This window comes from Streptomyces caelestis (assembly GCF_001279005.1).
In the GTDB taxonomy this organism is placed as follows: domain Bacteria; phylum Actinomycetota; class Actinomycetes; order Streptomycetales; family Streptomycetaceae; genus Streptomyces; species Streptomyces heliomycini.
In genome coordinates this window covers 44,076-64,556 of record NZ_LGCN01000029.1, presented here as the reverse complement: position 1 = coordinate 64,556, position 20,481 = coordinate 44,076, and the positions used below count along the sequence as shown (strand labels likewise).

General features: G+C 74.4%; 19 protein-coding genes and 1 tRNA gene. 10 read left to right on the top strand and 10 right to left on the bottom strand.

Features of this window, described 5'->3' with window-relative positions:
- Positions 1-79: 79 nt before the first annotated feature.
- The 3 genes from ADK41_RS44180 to ADK41_RS03785 all read left to right on the top strand — a co-directional run bounded on the left by ADK41_RS44180 (position 80) and on the right by ADK41_RS03785 (position 2,785).
- The gene (locus tag ADK41_RS44180; protein WP_078661920.1) at positions 80-517 is read left to right on the top strand and encodes a DUF3830 family protein; all 438 of its coding nucleotides are present in this window, start codon (positions 80-82) and stop codon (positions 515-517) included.
- The gene (locus tag ADK41_RS03790) at positions 514-1,245 is read left to right on the top strand and encodes a maleate cis-trans isomerase family protein (RefSeq protein WP_030825219.1); all 732 of its coding nucleotides are present in this window, start codon (positions 514-516) and stop codon (positions 1,243-1,245) included. The genes ADK41_RS44180 and ADK41_RS03790 overlap by 4 nt, the downstream gene beginning before the upstream one ends.
- 439 nt (positions 1,246-1,684) lie before the next feature.
- Complete coding sequence (locus tag ADK41_RS03785) at positions 1,685-2,785, top strand: LLM class flavin-dependent oxidoreductase (RefSeq protein ID WP_030825217.1); 1,101 nt, start codon at positions 1,685-1,687, stop codon at positions 2,783-2,785.
- Here ADK41_RS03785 and ADK41_RS03780 read toward each other — a convergent pair.
- On the bottom strand, positions 2,761-4,617 hold the full coding sequence (locus ADK41_RS03780) for a putative bifunctional diguanylate cyclase/phosphodiesterase (RefSeq protein ID WP_030825215.1): 1,857 nt from the start codon (positions 4,615-4,617) through the stop codon (positions 2,761-2,763). The two genes, ADK41_RS03785 and ADK41_RS03780, sit on opposite strands and share 25 nt — an antisense overlap.
- A 458-nt stretch (positions 4,618-5,075) precedes the next feature.
- On the opposite strand from ADK41_RS03780, the gene ADK41_RS03775 reads away from it, so the two are divergent.
- The gene (locus tag ADK41_RS03775; protein WP_051843131.1) at positions 5,076-6,293 is read left to right on the top strand and encodes a M6 family metalloprotease domain-containing protein; all 1,218 of its coding nucleotides are present in this window, start codon (positions 5,076-5,078) and stop codon (positions 6,291-6,293) included.
- A gap of 46 nt (positions 6,294-6,339) precedes the next feature.
- Here ADK41_RS03775 and ADK41_RS03770 read toward each other — a convergent pair.
- From ADK41_RS03770 to ADK41_RS03765, 3 genes are all read right to left on the bottom strand, one after another.
- Positions 6,340-6,413, bottom strand: a tRNA-Lys gene (locus tag ADK41_RS03770).
- On the bottom strand, positions 6,404-6,979 hold the full coding sequence (locus ADK41_RS38270; RefSeq protein ID WP_030825202.1) for a bifunctional DNA primase/polymerase: 576 nt from the start codon (positions 6,977-6,979) through the stop codon (positions 6,404-6,406). Before ADK41_RS38270 ends, ADK41_RS03770 begins: the two co-directional genes overlap by 10 nt.
- Before the next feature lie 106 nt (positions 6,980-7,085).
- Positions 7,086-7,451, bottom strand: coding sequence for a hypothetical protein (locus ADK41_RS03765; protein ID WP_030825199.1), 366 nt, complete (start codon positions 7,449-7,451; stop codon positions 7,086-7,088).
- A 335-nt stretch (positions 7,452-7,786) separates the two neighbouring features.
- Between ADK41_RS03765 and ADK41_RS03760 the strand changes: the two genes are divergently transcribed.
- Positions 7,787-8,269, top strand: a complete 483-nt coding sequence (locus tag ADK41_RS03760; RefSeq protein WP_037804038.1) for a hypothetical protein — start codon at positions 7,787-7,789, stop codon at positions 8,267-8,269.
- 183 nt (positions 8,270-8,452) lie between these two features.
- On the opposite strand, the gene ADK41_RS03755 is transcribed toward ADK41_RS03760, so the two are convergent.
- Genes ADK41_RS03755 through ADK41_RS03740 form a run of 4 tightly spaced genes read right to left on the bottom strand, consistent with a single transcriptional unit; the run spans position 8,453 to position 13,449 of the window.
- A complete protein-coding gene (locus tag ADK41_RS03755) occupies positions 8,453-9,811 on the bottom strand; it encodes an AAA domain-containing protein (protein WP_030825187.1) in 1,359 nt (452 codons plus the stop codon).
- Positions 9,808-11,409: a hypothetical protein gene (locus ADK41_RS03750; RefSeq protein WP_030825183.1), complete on the bottom strand. Its 1,602-nt coding sequence runs from the start codon at positions 11,407-11,409 to the stop codon at positions 9,808-9,810. Before ADK41_RS03750 ends, ADK41_RS03755 begins: the two co-directional genes overlap by 4 nt.
- Entirely contained in the window at positions 11,400-12,539 is a 1,140-nt protein-coding gene (locus tag ADK41_RS03745; RefSeq protein WP_030825180.1) for a hypothetical protein, read from the bottom strand. Before ADK41_RS03745 ends, ADK41_RS03750 begins: the two co-directional genes overlap by 10 nt.
- Positions 12,490-13,449 (bottom strand): phosphatase PAP2 family protein, encoded by a 960-nt coding sequence (locus ADK41_RS03740; protein ID WP_030825177.1) that lies wholly within the window; start codon positions 13,447-13,449, stop codon positions 12,490-12,492. The genes ADK41_RS03745 and ADK41_RS03740 overlap by 50 nt, the downstream gene beginning before the upstream one ends.
- A 188-nt stretch (positions 13,450-13,637) precedes the next feature.
- Between ADK41_RS03740 and ADK41_RS03735 the strand changes: the two genes are divergently transcribed.
- Positions 13,638-14,234, top strand: coding sequence for a histidine phosphatase family protein (locus ADK41_RS03735; RefSeq protein WP_030825174.1), 597 nt, complete (start codon positions 13,638-13,640; stop codon positions 14,232-14,234).
- A gap of 157 nt (positions 14,235-14,391) precedes the next feature.
- On the opposite strand, the gene ADK41_RS03730 is transcribed toward ADK41_RS03735, so the two are convergent.
- Positions 14,392-15,840, bottom strand: coding sequence for a hypothetical protein (locus ADK41_RS03730; RefSeq protein WP_030825171.1), 1,449 nt, complete (start codon positions 15,838-15,840; stop codon positions 14,392-14,394).
- 256 nt (positions 15,841-16,096) lie between these two features.
- Between ADK41_RS03730 and ADK41_RS03725 the strand changes: the two genes are divergently transcribed.
- Complete coding sequence (locus ADK41_RS03725) at positions 16,097-16,483, top strand: hypothetical protein (protein ID WP_030825168.1); 387 nt, start codon at positions 16,097-16,099, stop codon at positions 16,481-16,483.
- 137 nt (positions 16,484-16,620) lie between these two features.
- Positions 16,621-17,490 (top strand): spermidine synthase, encoded by an 870-nt coding sequence (locus ADK41_RS03720; RefSeq protein WP_030825165.1) that lies wholly within the window; start codon positions 16,621-16,623, stop codon positions 17,488-17,490.
- Between the two features lie 135 nt (positions 17,491-17,625).
- Here the strand turns inward: ADK41_RS03720 and ADK41_RS03715 are convergent, their stop codons facing one another.
- A complete protein-coding gene (locus ADK41_RS03715) occupies positions 17,626-18,201 on the bottom strand; it encodes a hypothetical protein (RefSeq protein ID WP_030825160.1) in 576 nt (191 codons plus the stop codon).
- A 110-nt stretch (positions 18,202-18,311) separates the two neighbouring features.
- On the opposite strand from ADK41_RS03715, the gene ADK41_RS03710 reads away from it, so the two are divergent.
- The gene (locus ADK41_RS03710; protein WP_030825157.1) at positions 18,312-19,031 is read left to right on the top strand and encodes a response regulator transcription factor; all 720 of its coding nucleotides are present in this window, start codon (positions 18,312-18,314) and stop codon (positions 19,029-19,031) included.
- Positions 19,028-20,440: a sensor histidine kinase gene (locus tag ADK41_RS03705; protein ID WP_030825154.1), complete on the top strand. Its 1,413-nt coding sequence runs from the start codon at positions 19,028-19,030 to the stop codon at positions 20,438-20,440. Before ADK41_RS03710 ends, ADK41_RS03705 begins: the two co-directional genes overlap by 4 nt.
- Positions 20,441-20,481 lie beyond the last annotated feature (41 nt).

Below are 20,481 nucleotides of genomic sequence, written 5' to 3'. Positions count from 1 at the left end.
TTATTCCGGCCAGTTTCGGCCCCGCCCGGCGGCCGGGTGGTCATGACCAGGGTGGGACGACGGGGGACACGGCAGCCCGATTCCCCGGGATCTCCCTGGTCGAGCGAGGGTCGGCCGCACGGCCCGGCTGCTCGACGACCGGGCGCCGCCCGCCTGCGGAGCCGTCCGGAAATCCCTCCCGCTGTCCGGCCACGTCCACCACGCCGCGTACGCGCACGACCACGCCGCGTACGCGCGCGACGGGGGTCACGCCCTCTTCCCGACCTTCGCGCAGACGGGGCCGCCCCTGGAGAACCCGACCGTCCCCCCGGCCCCGGGCGACCGGCGCATACCGGTCATCTCGGCCAACCAGGTGATCATGTGGGCGGCGTTGCGCCGATTGGGTACCCGAGCGGTGGGACCGTATCAGGCGCTGATCGACGCGTCGGCACGCTCCGGTCCCGTACCGCCGGGCCGCGTGCCCGGTCCCGTACCGCCGGGCGTACCGGAAGAGAGACGGCAGAAAGGCTGGACATGACCGCACTGGGATTCCTCTATCCGGGCCACTCCGCGGAGGACGACTATCCGCGCATCGAGCAGTTGCTGGGCAGCGACGTCCGGGTGGACCTGGTGCACACCGACCTCGGTGAGGACGCGCACCGGGTGGACGCGCTGCTCCAGATGGGAGCGCCCGAGCGGCTGGCGGCCGGCCTCCAGCAGCTGCGCCTCTCGGGCGCCGAGGCGGTGGTGTGGGCCTGCACCAGCGGCGGCTTCGTGCACGGCTGGGACGGCGCCCAGGAGCAGGTGCGCGGCCTCGCCCGGGCGGCGGGCATGCCGGCGTCGTCGACGTCGTTCGCCTTCGTGCACGCGGTGCGGGAGATCGGGGCGCGGCGGGTCGCCGTCGGCGCGGCCTACCCGGACGACGTGTCCCTGCTCTTCGCCGAGTTCCTGCGGGCCGGCGGGGTGGAGGTGACCGGGGTGCGCGGCTCCGGGATCGTCACGGCGGCGGAGGTCGGCGCCTGGGGCGAGGAGGAGCTGTTCGCGCTGGCCCGCGCGGCCGACACCCCGGACGCGGACACCCTGCTCCTGCCGCACACGGCCCTGCACACGATCGCCCACCTCCCCGCCCTGGAGAAGGAGCTGGGCAAGCCGGTCCTCACCGCCAACCAGGTCACCGCCTGGGAGTGCCTGCGCCTGGCCGACCGCCGGGTCAACGCCCCCGGACTCGGCGCCCTGTTCACCCGGGAGCCGATCGTCCAGGTCTGATCGTCCAGGTCCGAGGACGGCCCGGCGCGCCCCCGGTCGACTCTCGGCGGCCGGCCGGGAGGAGGCGTTCGGGCGGCCGACCGCCGTCATCGCGGCACGGGAGGCCGGGCGCGGAGGCGGCGCCGTGAGGCGCACACGGAAGAACCCCGGTCCCGCTGGAGCGGGGCCGGGGTTCTGTTCGAGCGCCGGGCAGGCCTTGCACCTGCATTTCCCCGCAGGAAGCGGGGCGTCTTTCCTTGGACCACCAACGCGTGATCACTGTCGGGGGGCGACCCCCTCAGCGAGCAAGATGATCGTATCGCATGATCGTCGTGCGCGCACACCGCCGGGTGCCAGGGGGCGGCCGACGGTGTGCGGGAGTACGCGGGGAATAACCGGGGACCGTCTCCTGTTACGTCGCGCAGCGACCGTCACACCCCACAGCAGGAGGCACCCCACCATGGCCGCAGACGCCGCAGAGGAGATCCGGGGCACCGCCCACGGCACCGCACCCGTCCCGCTCTCCGTGCTGGACCTGGTGACCGTCGGCGCGGGCCGGACCGCGAGCGACGCCCTGCGCACCAGCGTGGACATCGCCCGCCTCGCCGAGTCCCGCGGCTTCCACCGCTACTGGGTCGCCGAGCACCACTCCATGCCCGGCGTGGCCTCCTCCTCGCCCGCCGTGATCCTGGCGCACCTCGCCGCCCACACCGGGCGCATCCGCCTCGGCTCCGGCGGGGTGATGCTGCCCAACCACGCGCCGCTGGTCATCGCCGAGCAGTTCGGCACCCTGGAGGCCATGGCGCCGGGCCGGATCGACCTCGGGCTCGGCCGCGCCCCCGGCACCGACGGGGCCACGGCGGCGGCCCTGCGCCGCTCCGACCGGCTGAACGAGGGCGCCGACGACTTCCCCCAGCAGCTCGCCGAGCTCACCCGCTTCCTCGACGACGACTTCCCCGACGGCCACCCCTACCGCCGCATCCACGCCGTCCCCGGCCCGGTGCAGGCGACCTCGCCCGGCGGCGTGCAGTCCCCGCACCGGCCGCCGATCTGGCTGCTCGGCTCCTCCGGCTTCAGCGCCCGGCTGGCCGGCGTGCTGGGCCTGCCCTTCGCCTTCGCCCACCACTTCTCGGCCCAGAACACCGTCCCCGCGCTGGACCTGTACCGCGAGTCCTTCCGCCCGAGCGGGGTCCTCGACGCGCCCTACGCCCTCATCGGCGTCTCCGCGCTCGCCGCGGACGACGAGAAGGAGGCCCGCCGCCAGGTGCTGGCCGCCGCGCTCAACATGGTCCGGCTGCGCACCGGCCGTCCCGGCCTCGTGCCCACCCCCCAGGAGGCGGAGGCGTACGACTTCTCCCCGATGGAGCGGGAGTTCGTCGACTCCTGGAACGCCAACGTCGTCCACGGCACCCCCGACGAGGTCCGCGCCGGCCTGGACGAGCTGCAGAAGCGCACCGGCGCCGACGAGTTGATGCTCACCGCCAACGCCCACGGCGGCGACGTACGCCTGCGCTCCTACGAACTGATAGCCGACGCCTACGGGTTGCCCACGCCCGCCTGAACCCCGGGCGCCCCCAGCAGCTCGGAGATGCGATCCGGCGACACCGGGCGGGAGTACAGCCAGCCCTGACCGGTGTCGCACCCGATCCGGCGCAGCCTCGTCGCCTGCGCCGAGGTCTCCACGCACTCCGCGGTGACCGTCAGACCGAGCCGGTGGGCGAGTTGCACCATCGCCTCGACGATGACCTCGTCCGCCGGGTTCGGCGGGGCGGCGGCGCGCTCCTCGTACTGGAAGCCCCGGACGAAGGAGCCGTCCAGCTTCAGCACCGACACCGGCAGCCGGCTGAGGTAGGCCAGGTTCGAGTAGCCGGTGCCGAAGTCGTCGATGGCGATGCGCACGCCCATGTCGCTGAGCGCCTTCAGGACCTGGATCGGCCGGCCGGACGAGCCCATCACCGCCGACTCGGTCAGCTCCAGCTGGAGCAGCCCCGGTTCGAGGCCCGTCTCCTCCAGGGTGCCGGCGACGTCGGCCACCAGGTCGGAGTCCCACACCTGGCGGACCGCCACGTTCACGCTGACGAAGATCGGCGGCTCGTCCGGGTGCTCCACCTGCCAGTCGCGGGCCTGCCGGCACGCGGTGCGCAGCACCCAGCGGCCGAGCGGCACGATCGAGCCGTCCTCCTCCGCGAGCGAGATGAACCGATTCGGCGTCAGCGTGCCGAACCGCGGGTGGTGCCAGCGGATCAGCGCCTCCACGCCGTGCACCCGGTCGTCCTCCATGCCCACCAGCGGCTGGTACTCCAGCGCGAACTCGCCCCGCTCGATGGCCGGACGGAGCGTGGAGGCGAGGGCCTGGCGGGTCACGCGGGAGGCGTTGCGCTCCGGGTCGAACAGCGTCCAGCGGGCCTTGCCGTCGGCCTTCGCCCAGTACAGCGTGGTGTCGGCGGCCTGCATCAGCGCGGTGGGCGTGGTCCCGGCGGCGTGCCGTTCCACCACCCCGATCGACGCGGACACCGACAGCCGGCGCCCGGAGAGGTCGAAGGGGGCCTGGATCGTGTCGAGCAGCGACTCGGCGAGGTCGGCGAGCTGTTCGGTGCCGGTGGAGTCCTCGACCAGCAGCGCGAACTCGTCCCCGCCGAGCCGGGCGACCAGCGGGGCGCCGGTCCTGGTCCGGCCCGCCTCCTGCGCGCAGTGCGTCAGCCGCTCGGCGACGGCGGCCAGCAACTGGTCGCCGACGCGGTGGCCCAGGGTGTCGTTGACGGCCTTGAACCCGTCCAGGTCGAGGTAGCACAGCCCGATCCGGCCGGTGCCGCCCTCCTCGTCCGACTCCGCGTCCAGCGCGGCCGTCAGCCGCTCGAAGAACTGGGTGCGGTTGGGCAGCCGGGTCACCGGATCGTGCGACCGCACGTGCCGCAGCTGCGCCTGGAGTTCGTGGTGGTCGCTGATGTCGGCCACCGACAGCAGCACGTCCCCGTCGTCGGCGGGCAGCGGGGAGACCGTCACCCGCACCCACAGCGCGTGCCCCTCCGGGTGCTTCAGCCGGCGCGTGCAGCGCAGTCTGGTCCGTTCTCCGCGCAGCAGCTCCCGGTAGGCGTGCCAGGTACGGGAGTCGGAGGCCAGGTCCACCAGATCGGCGGCGACGGCGCCGGCCAGGGACTCCGGGGCGCGGCCCAGCAGGGTGGCGAGGGCCGCGTTGGCGCCGGTCACCGTGCCCCCGCGGTCGACCACGGCCATGGCGAGCGGCGCGGCCGTGAAGACGGAGCGGTACGACGGGGGCGAGGGGGACAGGAGGGGTGGGGGCTCCGCACGCGGAGACGTAGCGATCTCACTCTCCGTGACGCTCGGCCGGTTGAGTTCCGTGGCGGGCGCCGGCCCTTCGGACGTTCCGCTCACCGCTCGCTCCCGCAGTGCACTCGATCGCTGTCCGTGCAGAAAGTCTCTGAGTCTCAGGAAAGTGTGCCGATCATAGAGGCCCGCGTGGGGCCCTTCCAGTCACTCTCCGGCCTCCAGGGCGGATCCGCATCCCTGCCAGATCGTTTCTGCCCGCGGGGGGACGGCTTATGCGGTCCTCCGACCAGTTGTGACGTTCCGTGAGTGCGCGGGGTGTCGCTCCCGACCGGTCCCGCCCGGATGGTCGCGTTTCTCACTCGTCCGGTGCAGCCGAACGCGGCGCAATATGACAAATCAGCACACTCTGGGTGCGGTGTCCCGTGAACCGTCTCCCGGAGGTCCCCGTGCCGCGTCAGCTCACCCCGAGAGGACTCGGCCGTGAGGTTCTCCGGCGACGACCGGGGCGGCTGGGCCGATCGGGTGCACCGGGCGTACGGCCCCGGCTGCGCAGCACCACCGCGATGTGCGCCACGATGTCGGCGCTCGCGGCGACCTCGATGGTGAGCGTCCCCTCCGTCGCCGAACCCTTCTCGGCGGCGCCCTGCGCCCTCACCCGCACCACCGCCCACCACTCCGAGGGCCTGGACACCTGGAACACCGCCTACCCCCGCCCCGCCCGCGGCCTGGACGCGGTGACGGTGTTCCTGTCCTTCCCCGACTCCCGCCCCCTGACCACGCCCGCCGAACTCGCCGCCGACCACTTCCCCGCCACCACCCGCTTCTTCGAGCAGGCCTCCTACGGCAGGTTCACCCTCCGCCCGCACGCCCTGCGGCAGTGGCTCCGGATGCCGCGCCCCTCCACGGCGTACGGCATACGGCGCGACTGGACCGTCGCCCACCGGTCCGCCTACCTGCGGGACGCGCTCTCCGTGGCCGACCGGCACGTCGACTTCTCGCGCTACGACATCGTGTACTTCGTCGCCGACCCGGACGCGCCGGGCGTGGACTCCGACGCCACCAAGGTCGTCAACCTGGACCGTCCGTTGCGCGCCGACGGCACCGACATCCGCCGGGTCGTCACCGTGTTCGAGGACCATCCCCCGGACCGGCTCGTCCTCGCCCACGAGACCGGGCACGTCTTCGACCTGCCCGACCTCTACCACCGGCCCGTGGACGGCAAGGGCGACTGGGACACCCACGTCGGCGACTGGGACCTGATGGGCAGCCAGTTCGCCCTCGCGCCGGACCTCTTCGGCTGGCACAAGTGGAAGCTGGGCTGGCTGGAACCCCGGCAGGTGCGCTGCGTGCAGGAGGCGGGGCCGGTACGGCTGACGCTGGAGCCGCTCGGGGCGGGGCCGGGCACGCCGGTGACGGGCGCCGCCGGGGCGCCGTCCTTCGGTCTCGGCCGGGGCACCAAGCTCGCGGTGGTGCGCACCGGGCCCGACAGCGTGCTCGCCTTCGAGGCCCGCGGGCCGGTCGGCAACGACACGAGGGCCTGCCGGCAGGGGGTGCTGGTGTACAAGGTGCGCAGCGGCACCCGGTCGGGGCGCGGCCCCATCGAGGTCGTCGACGCCCACCCGCGCACCGAGGCGTGCTGGGCGGACTCGGTCTACCCGGCGCTCGCCGACGCCCCGGTCGCCCTCGGCGAGAGCTTCACGGTGCCCGGGGAGTCCGTACGGGTGGAGGTGGAGGGACGTACGGCGTCGGGGGCGTGGACGGTGCGGATCAGCACGCGGTAGACACGACGGAGGCCCCTCGCTCGCGCGAGGGGCCTCCGTCGTGTCGTGCGCCGCCAGGGACTCGAACCCCGGACCCGCTGATTAAGAGTCAGCTGCTCTAACCAACTGAGCTAGCGGCGCCTGCTGACGTCGTAGACATTAGCACCCTGATCGGCGGGAGGAAAAATCGAAATCCGCACGGCCGCGCGGGCGGCCCGCACGGCCGCCCACAGCAGCACCTCCGGGCCCGGCAGCCAGGGGCGACGGGTGTCGGGGGCGACGAGCCAGCGGGAGCCGGAGCGGGCGGCGGGCGAGGGGACGGTCACCGCGTCGCCGGCGCCGTGGCACAGCAGCGGAGGGACGCCGTCCGTGCGTGAGCCGTGCGCGCCCCACTCCTCCCACTCCAGGAGCGCCGGGAGCCGCTGCGCCGTGCCGGGCGCGGCGAACAGCAGCATCCGCCCCCGGAACTCCGCGACCGGACCCGAGCCCGGCCCCTCCTCCCACATCCGGTCCAGCATCCGCCGCCCGAAGACCGCGGGCACGCTCACCACGTCGAAGACCGCGCCGCAGGGCAGCACGACCGGCGCGTCCGGCCGCTCCTCCCAGTACGAGAGCGTGCTGCGCGGATACGCGCCCGCCGAGGCGAGCCAGGTGGCGCCGTCCGGCGTGACGCCGCCGGCGTCGGAGGTGTTCCATGTGCTGCTCATGACGGACAGGTCTACCCGGCGTGAGGGGACGCCTCCGCAGAGTCGCGGAAATCGGGGACACGGAGGTGGAGAACGGGGTATCTTGCCCGCCCGGCATATGCCCGCCTCATACGGGGTCGGCGTGCACCGGTCCTTCTCCGCCCCGCATCAGGTCCCGGCCGAACTCGACCATCTTCTTCGCGTAGTCCTCGGTCCACTCGGCGCGCTCGGCGATGTCCGCCGGCGTCAGCCGGTCGAAGCGCCGGGGATCGGAGAGCTGGGCCGCCGCCACCGCCTGGAACTCCGTCGCCCGGTCGGCGGCGGCACGGAACGCGAGCGTCAGCTCGGTCGCCCGCTCCAGCAGTGCGCGCGGATCCTCGATCGACTCCAGGTCGAAGAAGTGCTCGGGATCCGAGGCCGCCTCCGCGGGCTCGAACAGCAGGGGCGCGGGGCGTAGCCGCGGCTGCTCCCGGCGCGGCGTGTGCTCCGCCATGACTTCTCCTTCGTACGTCGCGGTCGACCCCCCTGGAGGGCGGGCCACCGTCCATTGTCCCGCGCCCCCGCAAGAGGGCCGGAGGAGTGCGCCCTCGGGCGCCGCGTGAATGGCTTCCCAGCCGTCCGGGGCATATGCATGCGCCCGCGCTGTCCCTTGCCGGGGCTTCGAGGGCGCCGAGGCGGGCGGTGAACGCGGGTGATCCAGCCGCAGGGGCTCGTCGCCGTCACCCGCGGCTGCCGGGCCCCGGGATACACTGCTCCGCTCCACCACGACCGGAGGTCACCCGGGTGTTCCCCGCACGAGTACGTGCCGGTGTTCCGTTGGGTCTGGCGATGCTCGCCCTGTCCGGGTGCTCCTCCCTGTGGAACTGCACCGACACGGCCGCGGAGCGCGGTGAGGCCGGTGTCAGGGTGCAGGTCGAGGACGTGTCCGGGCGGCCTCTCGGCGTCACCGCCGAGGTCGTCGACTGGCGCCTCGAGCCCCACCCGCAGGTGCCCTCCGAAGGCGACCACGTCTCCTTCCGCTACCGCTTCGACGGCGCGGACGAGGGCTTCGGCCCTGCGGTGGACGCCTGTGCGGTCGATGAGGAGCGCGTGGCGCTGGGGTGTCAGACGGTCCATTCGTCCGAGGCGTTCGAGCGGGGCGGTGTCCTCACGGGCGACAGCCGGCTCGCCGTCGAGCACCCCGAGCGGGTCGCCGGAGTGCTCCTGGTCCCCAACGACCAGTCCTACGTCGGACGAACCTGCGAGGAGGACTTGAAGGACGGCGGCGGTCCGCACCCCCCGGAACCGGCCACCCTGGGGGACCAGCTGTAGGCCGTCCTTGCTCGGCCGAAACCGCTCGGGCCGGGGCTCGTCGCGTCGACGATCGCCCGCGCTTCTCGTCGACTTCCACGAGTCCGTTGATCACCGACTGACTTCCGGACACGTCGGCCATCACTGTTCCGGAGACCCCGGAGACGAACGAAGCCGGCCCCGGGGCACCGTCGAAACGTCACGTCACCGCACCTCGGGCCGCCAGGCCACCCGGTGTTCCGCCAGGTGTGCCAGGACCGCGTGGTTCGCCTCCCAGCCGTCCGGGAACTTCACCAGCGTGCCCAACTGGACGGGTTCCGTGGACGGGTAGTCGTCCAGGAGGTCGGTCACCCCCTCGCGGCAGACCACGATGCAGGCGTGGCGGTGGCGGGAGGCGAGGACGCACAGGCGGCCCGTCTCCAGGTGGAAGGCGGTGGCGTCGGGGCGGCCGGAGAGGGGGTGCAGGACGACCGTGACGTCGTACTCGCGGCCCTGGAGCCGGTTCGCGGTGTCGACGGTGACGTCCGGCACGCCCAGTTCCGTGAGGGCCGCCCGGATCGCCGCCGCCTGGTCGCGGTGGGCGGTGCCCACGGCGATGCGGTCGGCGGTGAGGGGAGTGGGGTCCGGGGAGCGTTCGGAGGTCGCCGCTCCGCCCCGGTCCAGCAGACGGCGGACCACCAGCGCGACCGCGCGCACCGCCTCCGGGTCCGTGCGCGGGGTGTGCCGGGCGGGGAGCTCCAGGAGGCCCCAACCGGACTCCGCCGCCTCGTCGATCACCCGGTCCGGGGCCGAACCGTCCGGCGGGACGGAGAAGGCGAGCCCGCGGTCGCCGTGGTCCGTGCCGCTGCGGAACGGGGTGTACGGGTAGAAGGCGTCGGAGACCAGGGGGGCCGCCGACGCCGGGAGCCGCCAGGACACCGGCAGGCGGTGCTGCGGCAGTTCGGGGTTGTGGGCGAGCAGGGTGGTCACCGCCGACGCCGACGGGTCGTACGACAGGCCCGCCCACTGCTCGCCGCCCACGATGGAGAACGGGTCCAACTGGCCCGGGTCGCCCACGAACAGGGCCCGCTCGAACAGGTTGGCCACCGCGAGCAGCGCGTCCGAGCGCATCTGGTACGCCTCGTCGACGATCGCGTGCTCCCACGGCTCGACGCCCTTGACGTGCGCCCACTTCGCCGCCGTGGAGATCACCACGGCCAGACCGGCGAGATCGGCGGCCTTCGCCGACGTGCGGACGTTCTCCAGCGAGTCCAGCGCCTTGTCGTACGGGTCGGTGTCGCTGCTGTGCAGCCGTCCCACCGGCAGGTCGGGGTTCTTCTCGGCGAGGCGGAGGACCAGGTCGTCGACCTGTGCGTTGGTCTGCGCCACCACCATCAGGGGGCGGCCCGCCTCCGCCAGCTCCAGCGCCGCCCGCACCACCAGCGTGGACTTGCCGGCGCCGGGCGGGGAGTCGACGACGACACCGCGCGCGGCGCCCCGCAGGGTGTCGCGGAGGATCGCGTCGGTGGCGCGGGCGGCCGCCGCGCCGGGGTCGAACACGGCCTGCCGGGCAGGGGCGGTCACAGCACGTCCTCCTCGGTCACCGGGTCGGCGGGCTCCGGTACGGCCTCCTCGCCGGGCGGACCGCCGTGGGTCCACGGGGTCTCCTCCGGGTCGGGCAGCTTCGCGCCGCCGCGCGGTTCGTGCTCGAACAGCGTGAAGCACACGCGGTCGCCCTTCTCCGGCACGGAGCCTTCCTCCGGCTCCTTGCCGCGGCCCATCCTGTCCATGACGCGCAGGACGAGGAGACCGTCCTCCGGCCCCTCCTCGTAGCCCACGAACTCCGCCGTCTGCGGCTTCCCGCCCAGCGAGCGGTACGCCCGCACCCGCTCGCCGAGGTGCGGGCGGTCGTCGGTGCGCACGGTGACCAGCGGGCGCGGGCTCGGGCGCCTGCTCTCGCTGTACGCCATCACCACGTCGACCACCTCGCCCGCGAACGCCTCCCCGGACAGCCGCCGGGCCGCCATCACCAGCGGGTCGTCGAGCGCCTCCTGCGCCTCGAGACGGGCCTGCTCCCGCTCGCGCACGGCGAGCTTGTTCGCCGCGGTCACCGCGTCGTCGCGGCGCGGCTGCGGCGGCTCACCGGCCAGGACGCGGTCCCGGTGACCGGTGAACGACCAGCGGTCGCGCGTCCACCGCTCCTCGACGCGCGCGCCCTCCGGGAGTTTCCGCAGCAGGTCGAGCCCTCGCCACACCGCGTCCCAGGTGGGCCGCGTACGGCTCTCCACCAGTGCGCGGATCTCCCGTTCGGCCGCGGTCAGCGCGCCGAGGCGCTCGTCGGCCTCCAGGCCGTCCTCCGCCGCCGCGAGCGCGCCGCGGGCCCGGTCGTAGCGCTCGATCGCGGGGGCGAGCAGCTTGTTGTCGAACGCCGGGTCGGTCGCCGGGCCCGCGGGCGGGCACACCAACTGGCCGTCGGCGTCCCGCGCCAGCTCGGCCTCCTGCGCGGCCTTTGCCCCCGAGCGCCCCTCCGGCGGGTCGATCCAGGCGAGCAGCGCCCCCAGGTGCTGGTCCTCCAGCGTGGACTGCCCGGTCGCCCAGTGCCGCGCCAGTACGTCGGTCATGGCCAGCAGCAGCGAGGAGCCGGGCACCCGGGCCCGCTCCCCGAAGTGCGTCAGCCACCGCCCCAGCAGCGGCACCCGGGGCGGCGCCGGGAACGGGGCCTCCGGGTCCTGCTCCGCCGTGCGCCGGAACCGCATGGACCGCCCGAGCAGCCGTACCAGGTCGACGCCGGCCCGGGACGGCACGATCAGCTGGGGCGCGTCCGCGCACAGTTCGACCTCGACCTTGACCCGCTTGCCGGTCTCCGGGTCGGTCTCGGAGCGCTCGGCGGCCTCCACGACGTCCGCGAAACCGTCGACGTACGGCAGCACCACGTCGGCCAGCTCGGCCAGGAACGCGAACCGCAGATCGCGGTCGCGCGGCTGCGGCACCACCAGCAGCCGCGGCGCGTCCCGGTCGGTGCCCACCAGCGCGCCGAGCGGGGCCCCCGCCTCACCGGCGGTGATGAGCGGGACGAGGACCAGGGGGCGTTCGGAGAGGTGCCGGTGCCGAACGGTGGCGGCCGGCTGGGCGCGGCCGGTGCTGACGGCCTCGAGGCGGGCGAGGGTGGCGATCAGCGACAAGGGGCCACCTCCGGGGCGGCCGTTCCCAGCGCCTCCGCGCGCAGGGCCGCCGCCCTGCGCAGTGCCGCCACCGCCGGGTCGTCGGGGTCGCCGGCCTCCCCGCGGGCCGCCGCCAGCACCTCCCCGATCGTCGTCAGACCGCCCAGCTCCGCCCGTACCGGACGGCCCAGACGGGTCACCACGTCCTGCGCGCGGGCACGGTCCCGGCAGTGGAAGGCCAGCTCGCACGCGGACAGGCACTCCGGCGCGTAGGTCGCCGGGACCGACTCCACGGCCTCGGTCAGCCGCTCGGCGGGCAGCTTCGGCGAGAAGCACGTGCCCTCGGGGAGCGCGTCGGCGATCTCCTCGATGCGGGTGAGCCGCTCCAGCTGACGGGCGGTCACCGCACGCTGCCTGCGCACGTCCACGGCGGACGCGGTGGGCAGGTTGGAGAAGTCCTTCGGGCACACCAGCAGGATCCGGTGGCGCACGCGCGGGGCCGAATCCAGCCGCGCGGCGACCTGCTCCAGGGCCAGCACGTACACCGCCGACTGGCGCGCCGCCGCGCCGACCTTCGCCGGGTCCGCGGCGCCGTCCAGCATCGGGAAGGACTTGATCTCCACGACCGTCCAACTGCCGTCCGGGTGCACCACCACCGCGTCCGGCTCCAGGAAGGCGGGGGAGCCCGCGACGTCGAGCGCGAGCATGGGGTGGTCGAGCAGCGTCCAGGCGCCGGGCGCCTCGGCGGCCTCGCGCAGCGCCAGTTCCGTGCGGGCCGTGCGGCCCCGCGGGCCCTGGGCGGTGAGGTCGGGAACGCGCGCGCCGGCGGGCGGTTCGGCTCCGCGGTCCAGCTTCTCGTGGGCGAGGCGCAGCAGTTCCGTACCGCCGTCCGCCTTGACCTTCGCCTCGAACGCGTTGCCCCGCACGAACGCGAACTGGGACTGGCCGAAGACCGACGGCGAACCCAACGCGTCCGCCAGCACCGCCTTGTCCACCCCGGCGCCGTCGAGGATCGCGCGCCGTCTGCAGCCCGGGTTGGCGGCGAGGGCGGCCAGGGCGCGCGCGTCCAGCGCCTTGGCCTCGACCTCCGGCCCGCGCAGCTCAGCGAGCCGGTGCCGGAGCGCCTTCTCCCGCGTCCGAGGGGGAGGCACCCGGTTCGGTTCCTGGTCCGTACCCCGGCTCGGGGTGCCGCTGCCGTGGAATTCGCTCACCCGCGGAAGTCTGGCATCCGGCACTGACAATCGGGGAACCGGTGGCGGAGGAGTCCGCCGGGACGACCGAGGAGCGGGGCGGGAAACGGGTCTTCGCGCGGTCCGCCAACCGCATCACGGCGGGGGCCAGCAGCAGGCCGGCGCCCATGACGGCGGCGCCCGCCGCCGCGTCGAGGAAGTAGTGGTTCGCGGTGCCCATCACCACGATCGTGGTCACCAGCGGGTAGACGACGGCGGCCGTCCTCGTCAGGCGCGTGCGCCCGTACCGCCAGAGGATCACTCCGCACCACAGCGCCCAGCCCACGTGCAGGCTCGGCATCGCCGCGTACTGGTTGGTCATCCCGCCGAGCCCGCGCGGGGCGCTCGCCTCGCCGCCCCACCAGCCGTACGCGCTGTAGTGCGCCATCGTGTCCACGAAGCCGTGGCTCGCGTCGAGCAGCCGGGGCGGGCAGGTGGGCAGCAGGGTGAAGCCGATCAGGCCGATGAAGGTGGACGTCATCAGCCAGGTGCGGGCGGCGCGGTAGTGCACCGCGCGGGAGCGGAACAGCCAGACCAGGATCGCCGGGGTCACCAGGTAGTGCAGCGACGCGTACCAGAAGTCGGCGGGTATGCCGAGCCACGGCTCACGGGTGAAGAGACGGTTCAGCGGGTGCTCTGCGTTGAGGTACAGCGCCTTCTCGATGCGCAGGATCGCCAGCCCGTGGTCGACGGCGTCGGAGACGTCGCCCCGGACGACCAGCCGGCCCGCCGAGTAGCAGGCGTACACCAGGAGGATGAGCGGCAGCTCCGTCCACCAGCGCAGCCGGGTCGCCGGGGCAGCCTCGGTCCCCGGTGTCTCGGTGTGCGGCATCCGATCGCTCCCCCTTTGTTTTCGCGCGGTGCTCCGTTCAGCGGCCAGCCACTCTACGGTGTGCGCGCGTACCCCGTGACATGCCCTCGGCCCTGAGAGACGTCGGGACCGCCCGTCGGGTTGCCCGCGGCCGGGGTGCGCGATGATGGGGGAGTCCCGCCTGCGAATTCTCACCCGGAAGGTCTCCCATGGCACCGCGCATCCTGCTGGCCCGGCACGGACAGACCGAGTGGTCGTTGTCCGGCAAGCACACCGGCAGGACCGATGTGCCTCTCCTGGAGGAGGGCCGACGGGGCGCCAAGCTGCTCGGCGAGCGCCTGCACCGGGCGCCGTACGAGGGGCTGCCCGGCGTCGAGGTGCGCACCAGCCCGCTGGTGCGCGCGCGGGAGACCTGCGAGCTGGCCGGGTTCGGTGAGCGGGCGGAGGTCTGGGACACGCTCATGGAGTGGGACTACGGGGCGTACGAGGGCATGACGCCGGCCGAGATACAGGCGGTCCGGCCCGGGTGGCTGATCTGGCGGGACGGGGTCCCCGAGGGGGAGTCCCTGGCCGAGGTGACGGCCCGCGCGGACGAGGTGGTGGCCTGGGCCCGGTCCGCCGACCGTGACGTGCTGGTCTTCGCGCACGGGCATGTGCTGCGCTCGATCGGTGCGCGGTGGCTGGGGCTGCCGATCGATTTCGCCGCCCGTATCCGGTTGAACCCGACGTCCCTGTCGGTGCTGGGGTGGGCGTACGGCGAGCCGGCCATGGAGTCGTGGAACGAGACGGGGCATCTGGCGGCCTGATGTTCGGGCGCCGGGCGCCGGGCGCGCGGCCCGGTGTTCGTGGTGCGCCGCGCGTGGGTGCGGGCCGGGGGTGGGTCGCGCGGCCCGGCGCTTGCGGGGTGCCGGCCGCGCCCACCCGTGCCGCCCTGCGGCACGACTGCCCGCGGTTGTGCGGTCTTCAGACCGTGCGGGGCAGGGAGTCGTGGCGGTCCAGGAAGGCTGATACGCCGGAGGCGCGCCGGTGGGGGAGGAGGACGCGGGACGTGCCCGCCAGCATCGTCCGGACCCGGGACGACTGGACCTCGTTCAGCAGGTCCAGTACCCGCATCCCGGCCTCGGCCGCCTCGTCGGGCAGGCCCCCGCGGGCCAGGTCGTCCGCCAGCTCCGCCGTGTACAGCGCGATGTTCCGGGTGAAGTGCGGGTGCTGGAGCTCCGCCGCCCGCCGTGCGTGCCGCGCCGCCCGCGGCCAGTCGCCCAGCGTCGACCAGCACTGCGCCTCCAGGCCCTCCAGTTCGGCCTCCCCGTAGAAGCTCATCCACTCCGGATCCGCCTCCGAGGTCCCGCGCTCGAAGTAGGTCCCCGCCCGGACCAGCGCCTGCTCGCAGCCCGTGCGGTCGGCGAGCCCCGCCCAGCCGCCCGCCTCCCGCAGCGCCAGCAGCGACATCAGCCGCGCGGAGCCGAGCGGCCGCGCGGCCCGCTGCGCGGCCTGGGCCGCCCGCACCGCCTCCCGGGGCCGGCCCGCGTCCCGCGCGAGGAACGCCGTGTTGCAGAAGGCGTGCGCCTCCACCCCCGGATCCCCGGCCATCCGCGCGGTCGCCAGCGCCTCCGCGTAGTGGGAGCGCGCGTCGTCGAAACGGCCCGAGTCGTGCGCCAGCCAGCCCACCGAGATGGCCAGCTCACCGGCGCCCGAGTACAACCGGTCCGCGGTCCGCTGCCGGGTCGTCCCCGCGTCCAGCAGCGCGTAGGCGGCGCGCAGGGGGGCCGCCGCGCGGCGGTACAGCCCGTCCGCCCCGTGCCGGTCGTCCAGCAGCCGGATGTGGCGGACGGCATCCTCCAGGGCGCCCGCGTCGCTCGCCCCCGCGCGGCGCACGGCGCGCTGCGCCGCCGACGCGTCCGGGGCGAACCCGTACGGGCTCAGCGAGGCGGTGGCCACCGTGGCGCCCCCGCCGGTCATGAATGCGCGACGCAGCACGTCGCTCTCCTCGTGGTCGTGCGTGTCGTACGTGTCGTACCGGTCGTGCGTCTCATACGGCTCGTACGCCCCGCTGTTCTCAGTCGTGGCGTTCGCCGGGTTCCCGGTGGGGGCCGGGGACGTGTCCCCGGCGGCCCGGGTTCCGCGCCCGCGCACCGCCGAGCGGGGCGCGAAGCCCAGGTCGGTCAGCGTGCGGCCGGGGAACATGTGCAGGAACACCCGTTCATAGGCGTAGTTCGGGCAGCGGATCTCGCCCGCCTCCACTCGGTGCACGTACCGCGCGTCACAGCTGACCCGCTCGCCGATCTCGCGGGCGGCCCGCCGGACCGCCGCGGCGAACTCGGCCGGCGAGCGCGGTCCGCGCAGATGCCGGAAGGCGAGGTTCGGCCGCGGGGGCCGGGGGGGCTGTGACGAGGGCACCGTTGACGACGCCATGGCCGGGTCCTCTCTGCGAACCGTCGAACCATGCCGGAATCAGGGACGTTTGTCCGTGTGGCGCCCTGTTTCCGGCGGGCTAGAACGTACCTGTTGTGACGGAGTCACTACGCGGAGTTTGGCAACAATCCGGATATGTCATCCGCGATCTGCCATGAACTGCCATCCTTTGCGGCGGACTTTCGGCGTAGCCGTTGACGTCCCGGGTCGTTGAGCCCTGTGGACCGGGGGCCCGATGTGCGCGTTGGAGGCCGGGATGACGACCAGGCGGAGCAGGGATCCGTTGGAGCTGCCGAACACGGAGTGCGACGTGGTCACGGTTCCGGCGCGGCAGGGGCTGGAGGCGGTCGACATCCTGCGGCGCGGCGGCGCGGACGCGGTGGGGCCGGTGCTGCACGACCACGGGTGCGACACCCTCGGCTTCCTGGTGCCGCCGGGGACCGCCGCGGCCTGGGACGTGCCGGGCAGCGTCTGTACGGAGACGGACGGCCGCGGGCTGAGACCGGTGCCGGAGCTTCCCGCGGAGGGGGCGGACTGGCTGCTGCCGCCGGGGGAGGCGGAGCCGGCGACGGATCCCGCGGTGCTGCGGGAGGCGCTGGACGAGGCCCAGCGGATGATCGAGGCCGCGGACGGGTGTGCGTGAGATCCGGGTACGGGGACGGGGCGCGCCCCCGCCGCCCTCGCCCGTCCCCCTCCCTCGGGGACTCCGCCCCCGGACCCCCGCTCCTCGAACGCCGGAGGGGCTGAGAGCGGGGCCGGAGGGTCTGGAAACATGGGGGAATGGGAAGGACCAGGAACAGCGGGCGTCACCAGGCAGCCGTCGAGGCCGTCGTCGAGCCGGTCGACGGAGGGCTCGCCCGGCTCGTTCCGGACCGGGAGCGGGCGCGGGCCTGGACGCTGCTGATCGACGACGCGCCGCAGTCGCACGTCGACCTCGACGACCCGGCACACCTCTCCTTCGAGTACCAGCGCCGGTTCGGCCATGTCGTCGACCTCGTCGCCCCGCCCGGCAAGCCCCTGCGGGCCGTGCACCTCGGCGGCGGCGCCCTCACCCTCGCCCGGTACGTCGCCGCCACCCGCCCCCGCTCCACCCAGCAGGTCGTCGAACGGGACGCGGCGCTGGTGCGACTGGTCCGGCGGGAGCTGCCGCTGGACGCCGGGGCCCGCATCCGGGTGCGTTCGGTGGACGCCCGTGAAGGGCTCGCCAAGGTGCCGGACGGCTGGGCCGGACTCGTCGTCGCCGACGTCTTCAGCGGGGCCCGCACCCCCGCCCACCTCACCTCGACCGAGTTCCTCGACGACGTCCGCAGGGCCCTCGCCCCCGGCGGGGTCTACGCCGCCAACCTCGCCGACGGGCCGCCGCTGGCGCACCTGCGGGGCCAGATCGCCACCGCCGCCGCCCGGTTCGGCGAACTCGCGCTGATCGCCGACCCCGCGGTGCTGCGCGGCAAACGCTTCGGCAACGCCGTCCTGGTCGCCTCCGACGCGCCCCTGCCGATCGCCGAGCTGACCCGCCGGGCCGCCTCCGACCCGCACCCGGGCCGCGTCCAGCACGGCAGGGAACTCCTCGACTTCACCGGCGGGGCCGCCCCCGTGACGGACCGTTCGGCGGTCGCCTCGCCGGCGCCGCCCGCCTCCGTCTTCCAGTGACCGGCGGCCGGCCGACACGTACGGATCCCGGGGCGGTCGCGTGACCGGCGCCTCTCGCGCCGGTGAATCCGCTGACGGGGCAGACGCGGAGCACGGATCGGGGACCGTCCGGCCACGGCGCCCGTGCCGGAACCCTCAGTACGTCCCGATCTCCACCCGCGGCGGACCGTCGTGCCAGGTGCAGAAGACCGTCACCCGGTCCGCGCCCGAGGAGAACTCCACCCGGATCCACGTCTCCGTCTTCCACACCTGCATCGACCAGCCCGCCCCCGGCGTCGCCGAGACCAGCGACGCGGACCTCTCGCCGAGGTCGAACACCGCACGGCCGCCCTTGGTGTCGTAGCTCTTCACCTCGCCGGAGGCGGCCGGAGCGGCGAGGGAGGGGGAGGGGGAAGGCGAGGGCGTGGTGGGCCGGGACGGCTCCGGCTCCGGATCCGGATCCGGCTCGGAGGACGGCGACCCGTCGGGCTCCGCCGACGGTCTCCGCGTCTCCCCGGTCTCCTTCGGACCCGCCGTCCCGGAAGGCCGACGCGTCGACGACGACACCGGATCCGACTGCTCGGTGGCCGCGTCGGCCGCCGCGACGGGCAGGGCGCGGGGCGGGTCGTAGGCGGTGCCCGTCAGCACCGTGCTGACACCCCACCACGACAGCGTGACCGCCGCGCCCGTGGCGAGCAGCCAGGCCAGCACGTGTACGAGTCCTCTGCGCATCGTCGGCCCATACTGCCCCATCCACCTCAGGAGTGTCGCCCCTGCGGAGGCGTCCGGAGTTGTCCACAGGCCCGTACTCCGCCCACCCGGGATGGCGTACGGTGCCGCCCATGGCAAGTGTTCTCGTGGTCGAGGACGACCAGTTCGTACGCTCGGCGCTCATCCGGCAGCTCACCGACGCCTCGCACACCGTGCGCAGCGTGGGCACGGCGCTGGAGGCGCTGCGCGAGGTCGCCCACCACCGTTTCGACGTGGTCGTCCTGGACCTCGGACTGCCCGATCTCGACGGCTCCGAGGCCCTGAAGATGCTGCGCGGCATCACCGACGTACCGGTGATCGTCGCCACCGCCCGGGACGACGAGACCGAGGTCGTACGGCTGTTGAACGCCGGCGCGGACGACTACCTGACCAAGCCCTTCTCGGTGGAGCACCTCTCGGCCCGGATGGCGGCCGTGCTGCGCCGGGCCCGGTCCGGCGGAGGGGAGGCGGCGCCCTCCCCGGTCATCCGGGTCGGCGGCCTGACCGTCGACCCGCTGCGCCGCCAGGCCGAACTGGACGGCGTACGACTCGACCTGACCCGGCGCGAGTTCGACCTGCTCGCCTTCCTCGCCGGACGCCCCGGCGTGGTCGTCCCCCGCAAGGAGCTGCTCGCCGAGGTGTGGCAGCAGTCCTACGGCGACGACCAGACCATCGACGTCCATCTGTCCTGGCTGCGCCGGAAGCTGGGGGAGACCGCCGCCCGGCCCCGCTACCTGCACACCCTGCGGGGCGTCGGCGTGAAGCTGGAGCCCCCGGCCGCGCACGCGCCCGGAACGGAGCCGCCGCGATGAGATGGGCCCTGGTGAAGGTGGCGCTGGCGGTGACCGCGATGGTCGTGGTCGCCTTCGCGGTGCCGCTCGGTCTGGTCGTCCGGGAGACGGCCCGCGACCGCGCCTTCTCCAACGCCGAGCGGGAGGCGGCGGCCGTCGCCCCCGCGCTGTCCATCACCACCGACCGCGACCAGCTCGAACGCGTCGTCGCCTCCGCCGGTTCGAACGCCGCGATGGCCGTGCACATCCCGGCCGGTGACGGCGGCGAAGCCCTCGACATAGGGCGGCGGCGGGCCGCCGGGAAGGACATCGCGGCCGTGCGGAGACTGGGCCGCGCCTCCACCTCCACCGTGTCCGGAGGCTCGGCCCTGCTCCAGCCGGTGGCGCTGAGCAGCGGCGAGATCGCCGTCGTCGAGGTGTTCGTCCCCGAGTCCGAGGTCACCAACGGCGTCGGCACGGCCTGGGCGGTGCTCGCCGCGGTCGGAGCCGCCCTGATCCTCGGCTCGGTCGCGGTCGCCGACCGGCTGGGCGTACGGATGGTGCGGCCCGCGCGGCGGCTGGTCGAGGGGGCGCACGAGCTGGGCGAGGGGAAGCTGGGAGCCCGGGTGCCCGAGGAGGGGCCGACCGAACTGCGGCTGGCGGCCGTGGCGTTCAACTCCATGGCCGACCAGGTCGTCCACCTGCTCGCCAACGAGCGGGAGCTGGCCGCCGACCTGTCCCACCGGCTGCGCACCCCGCTGACGGTGCTGCGGCTCAACGCCGCCTCCCTCGGCGAGGGCCCGGCCGCCGAGCAGACCCGGGCGGCGGTCGAGCAGCTGGAGCGGGAGGTGGACACCATCATCCGCACCGCCCGCGACGCCAAGCCGCAGACGGCCGCCGCCGGACCCGGCGCCGGCTGCGACGCGGCCGAAGTGGTGCGGGAACGGATGGCGTTCTGGTCGGCGCTCGCCGAGGACGAGGGCCGCAAGTGGCGGGTGGCCGGCGCCGACCGGCCGGTGCGCATACCCGTGGCCCGCACCGACCTGGCCGCCGCCCTCGACGCGCTGCTCGGCAACGTCTTCCGGCACACCGCCGAGGGCACCGCGTTCGCGGTCGACGTGCACAACGGCGAGGACGCGGTGATCGTGCTGGTCTCCGACGCGGGCCCCGGCATACCCGACCCCGAGGCGGCGATGGCCCGCGGCCGGGGCTCCGGCAGCGACGGCTCCACCGGGCTCGGCCTGGACATCGTGCGCCGGCTCGCCGAGTCGACCGGCGGGGACGTGCGGATCGGCTCGTCCGTGCTCGGCGGGACCGAGGTGCGGATCTGGATCCAGCTCGACGGACGCGAACGGGCGCCCCGGCGGCGCGGACACCGGGGGTCCGTGCGCCGCCGTCGCGGACCGGGCCGCCTGGCCGCCTCCTTTAACCGGTCCCGATCCCTTCCTTAAGCGCACCCTAAGATCCCCGACGACCTTCCGGATCAGGGCAT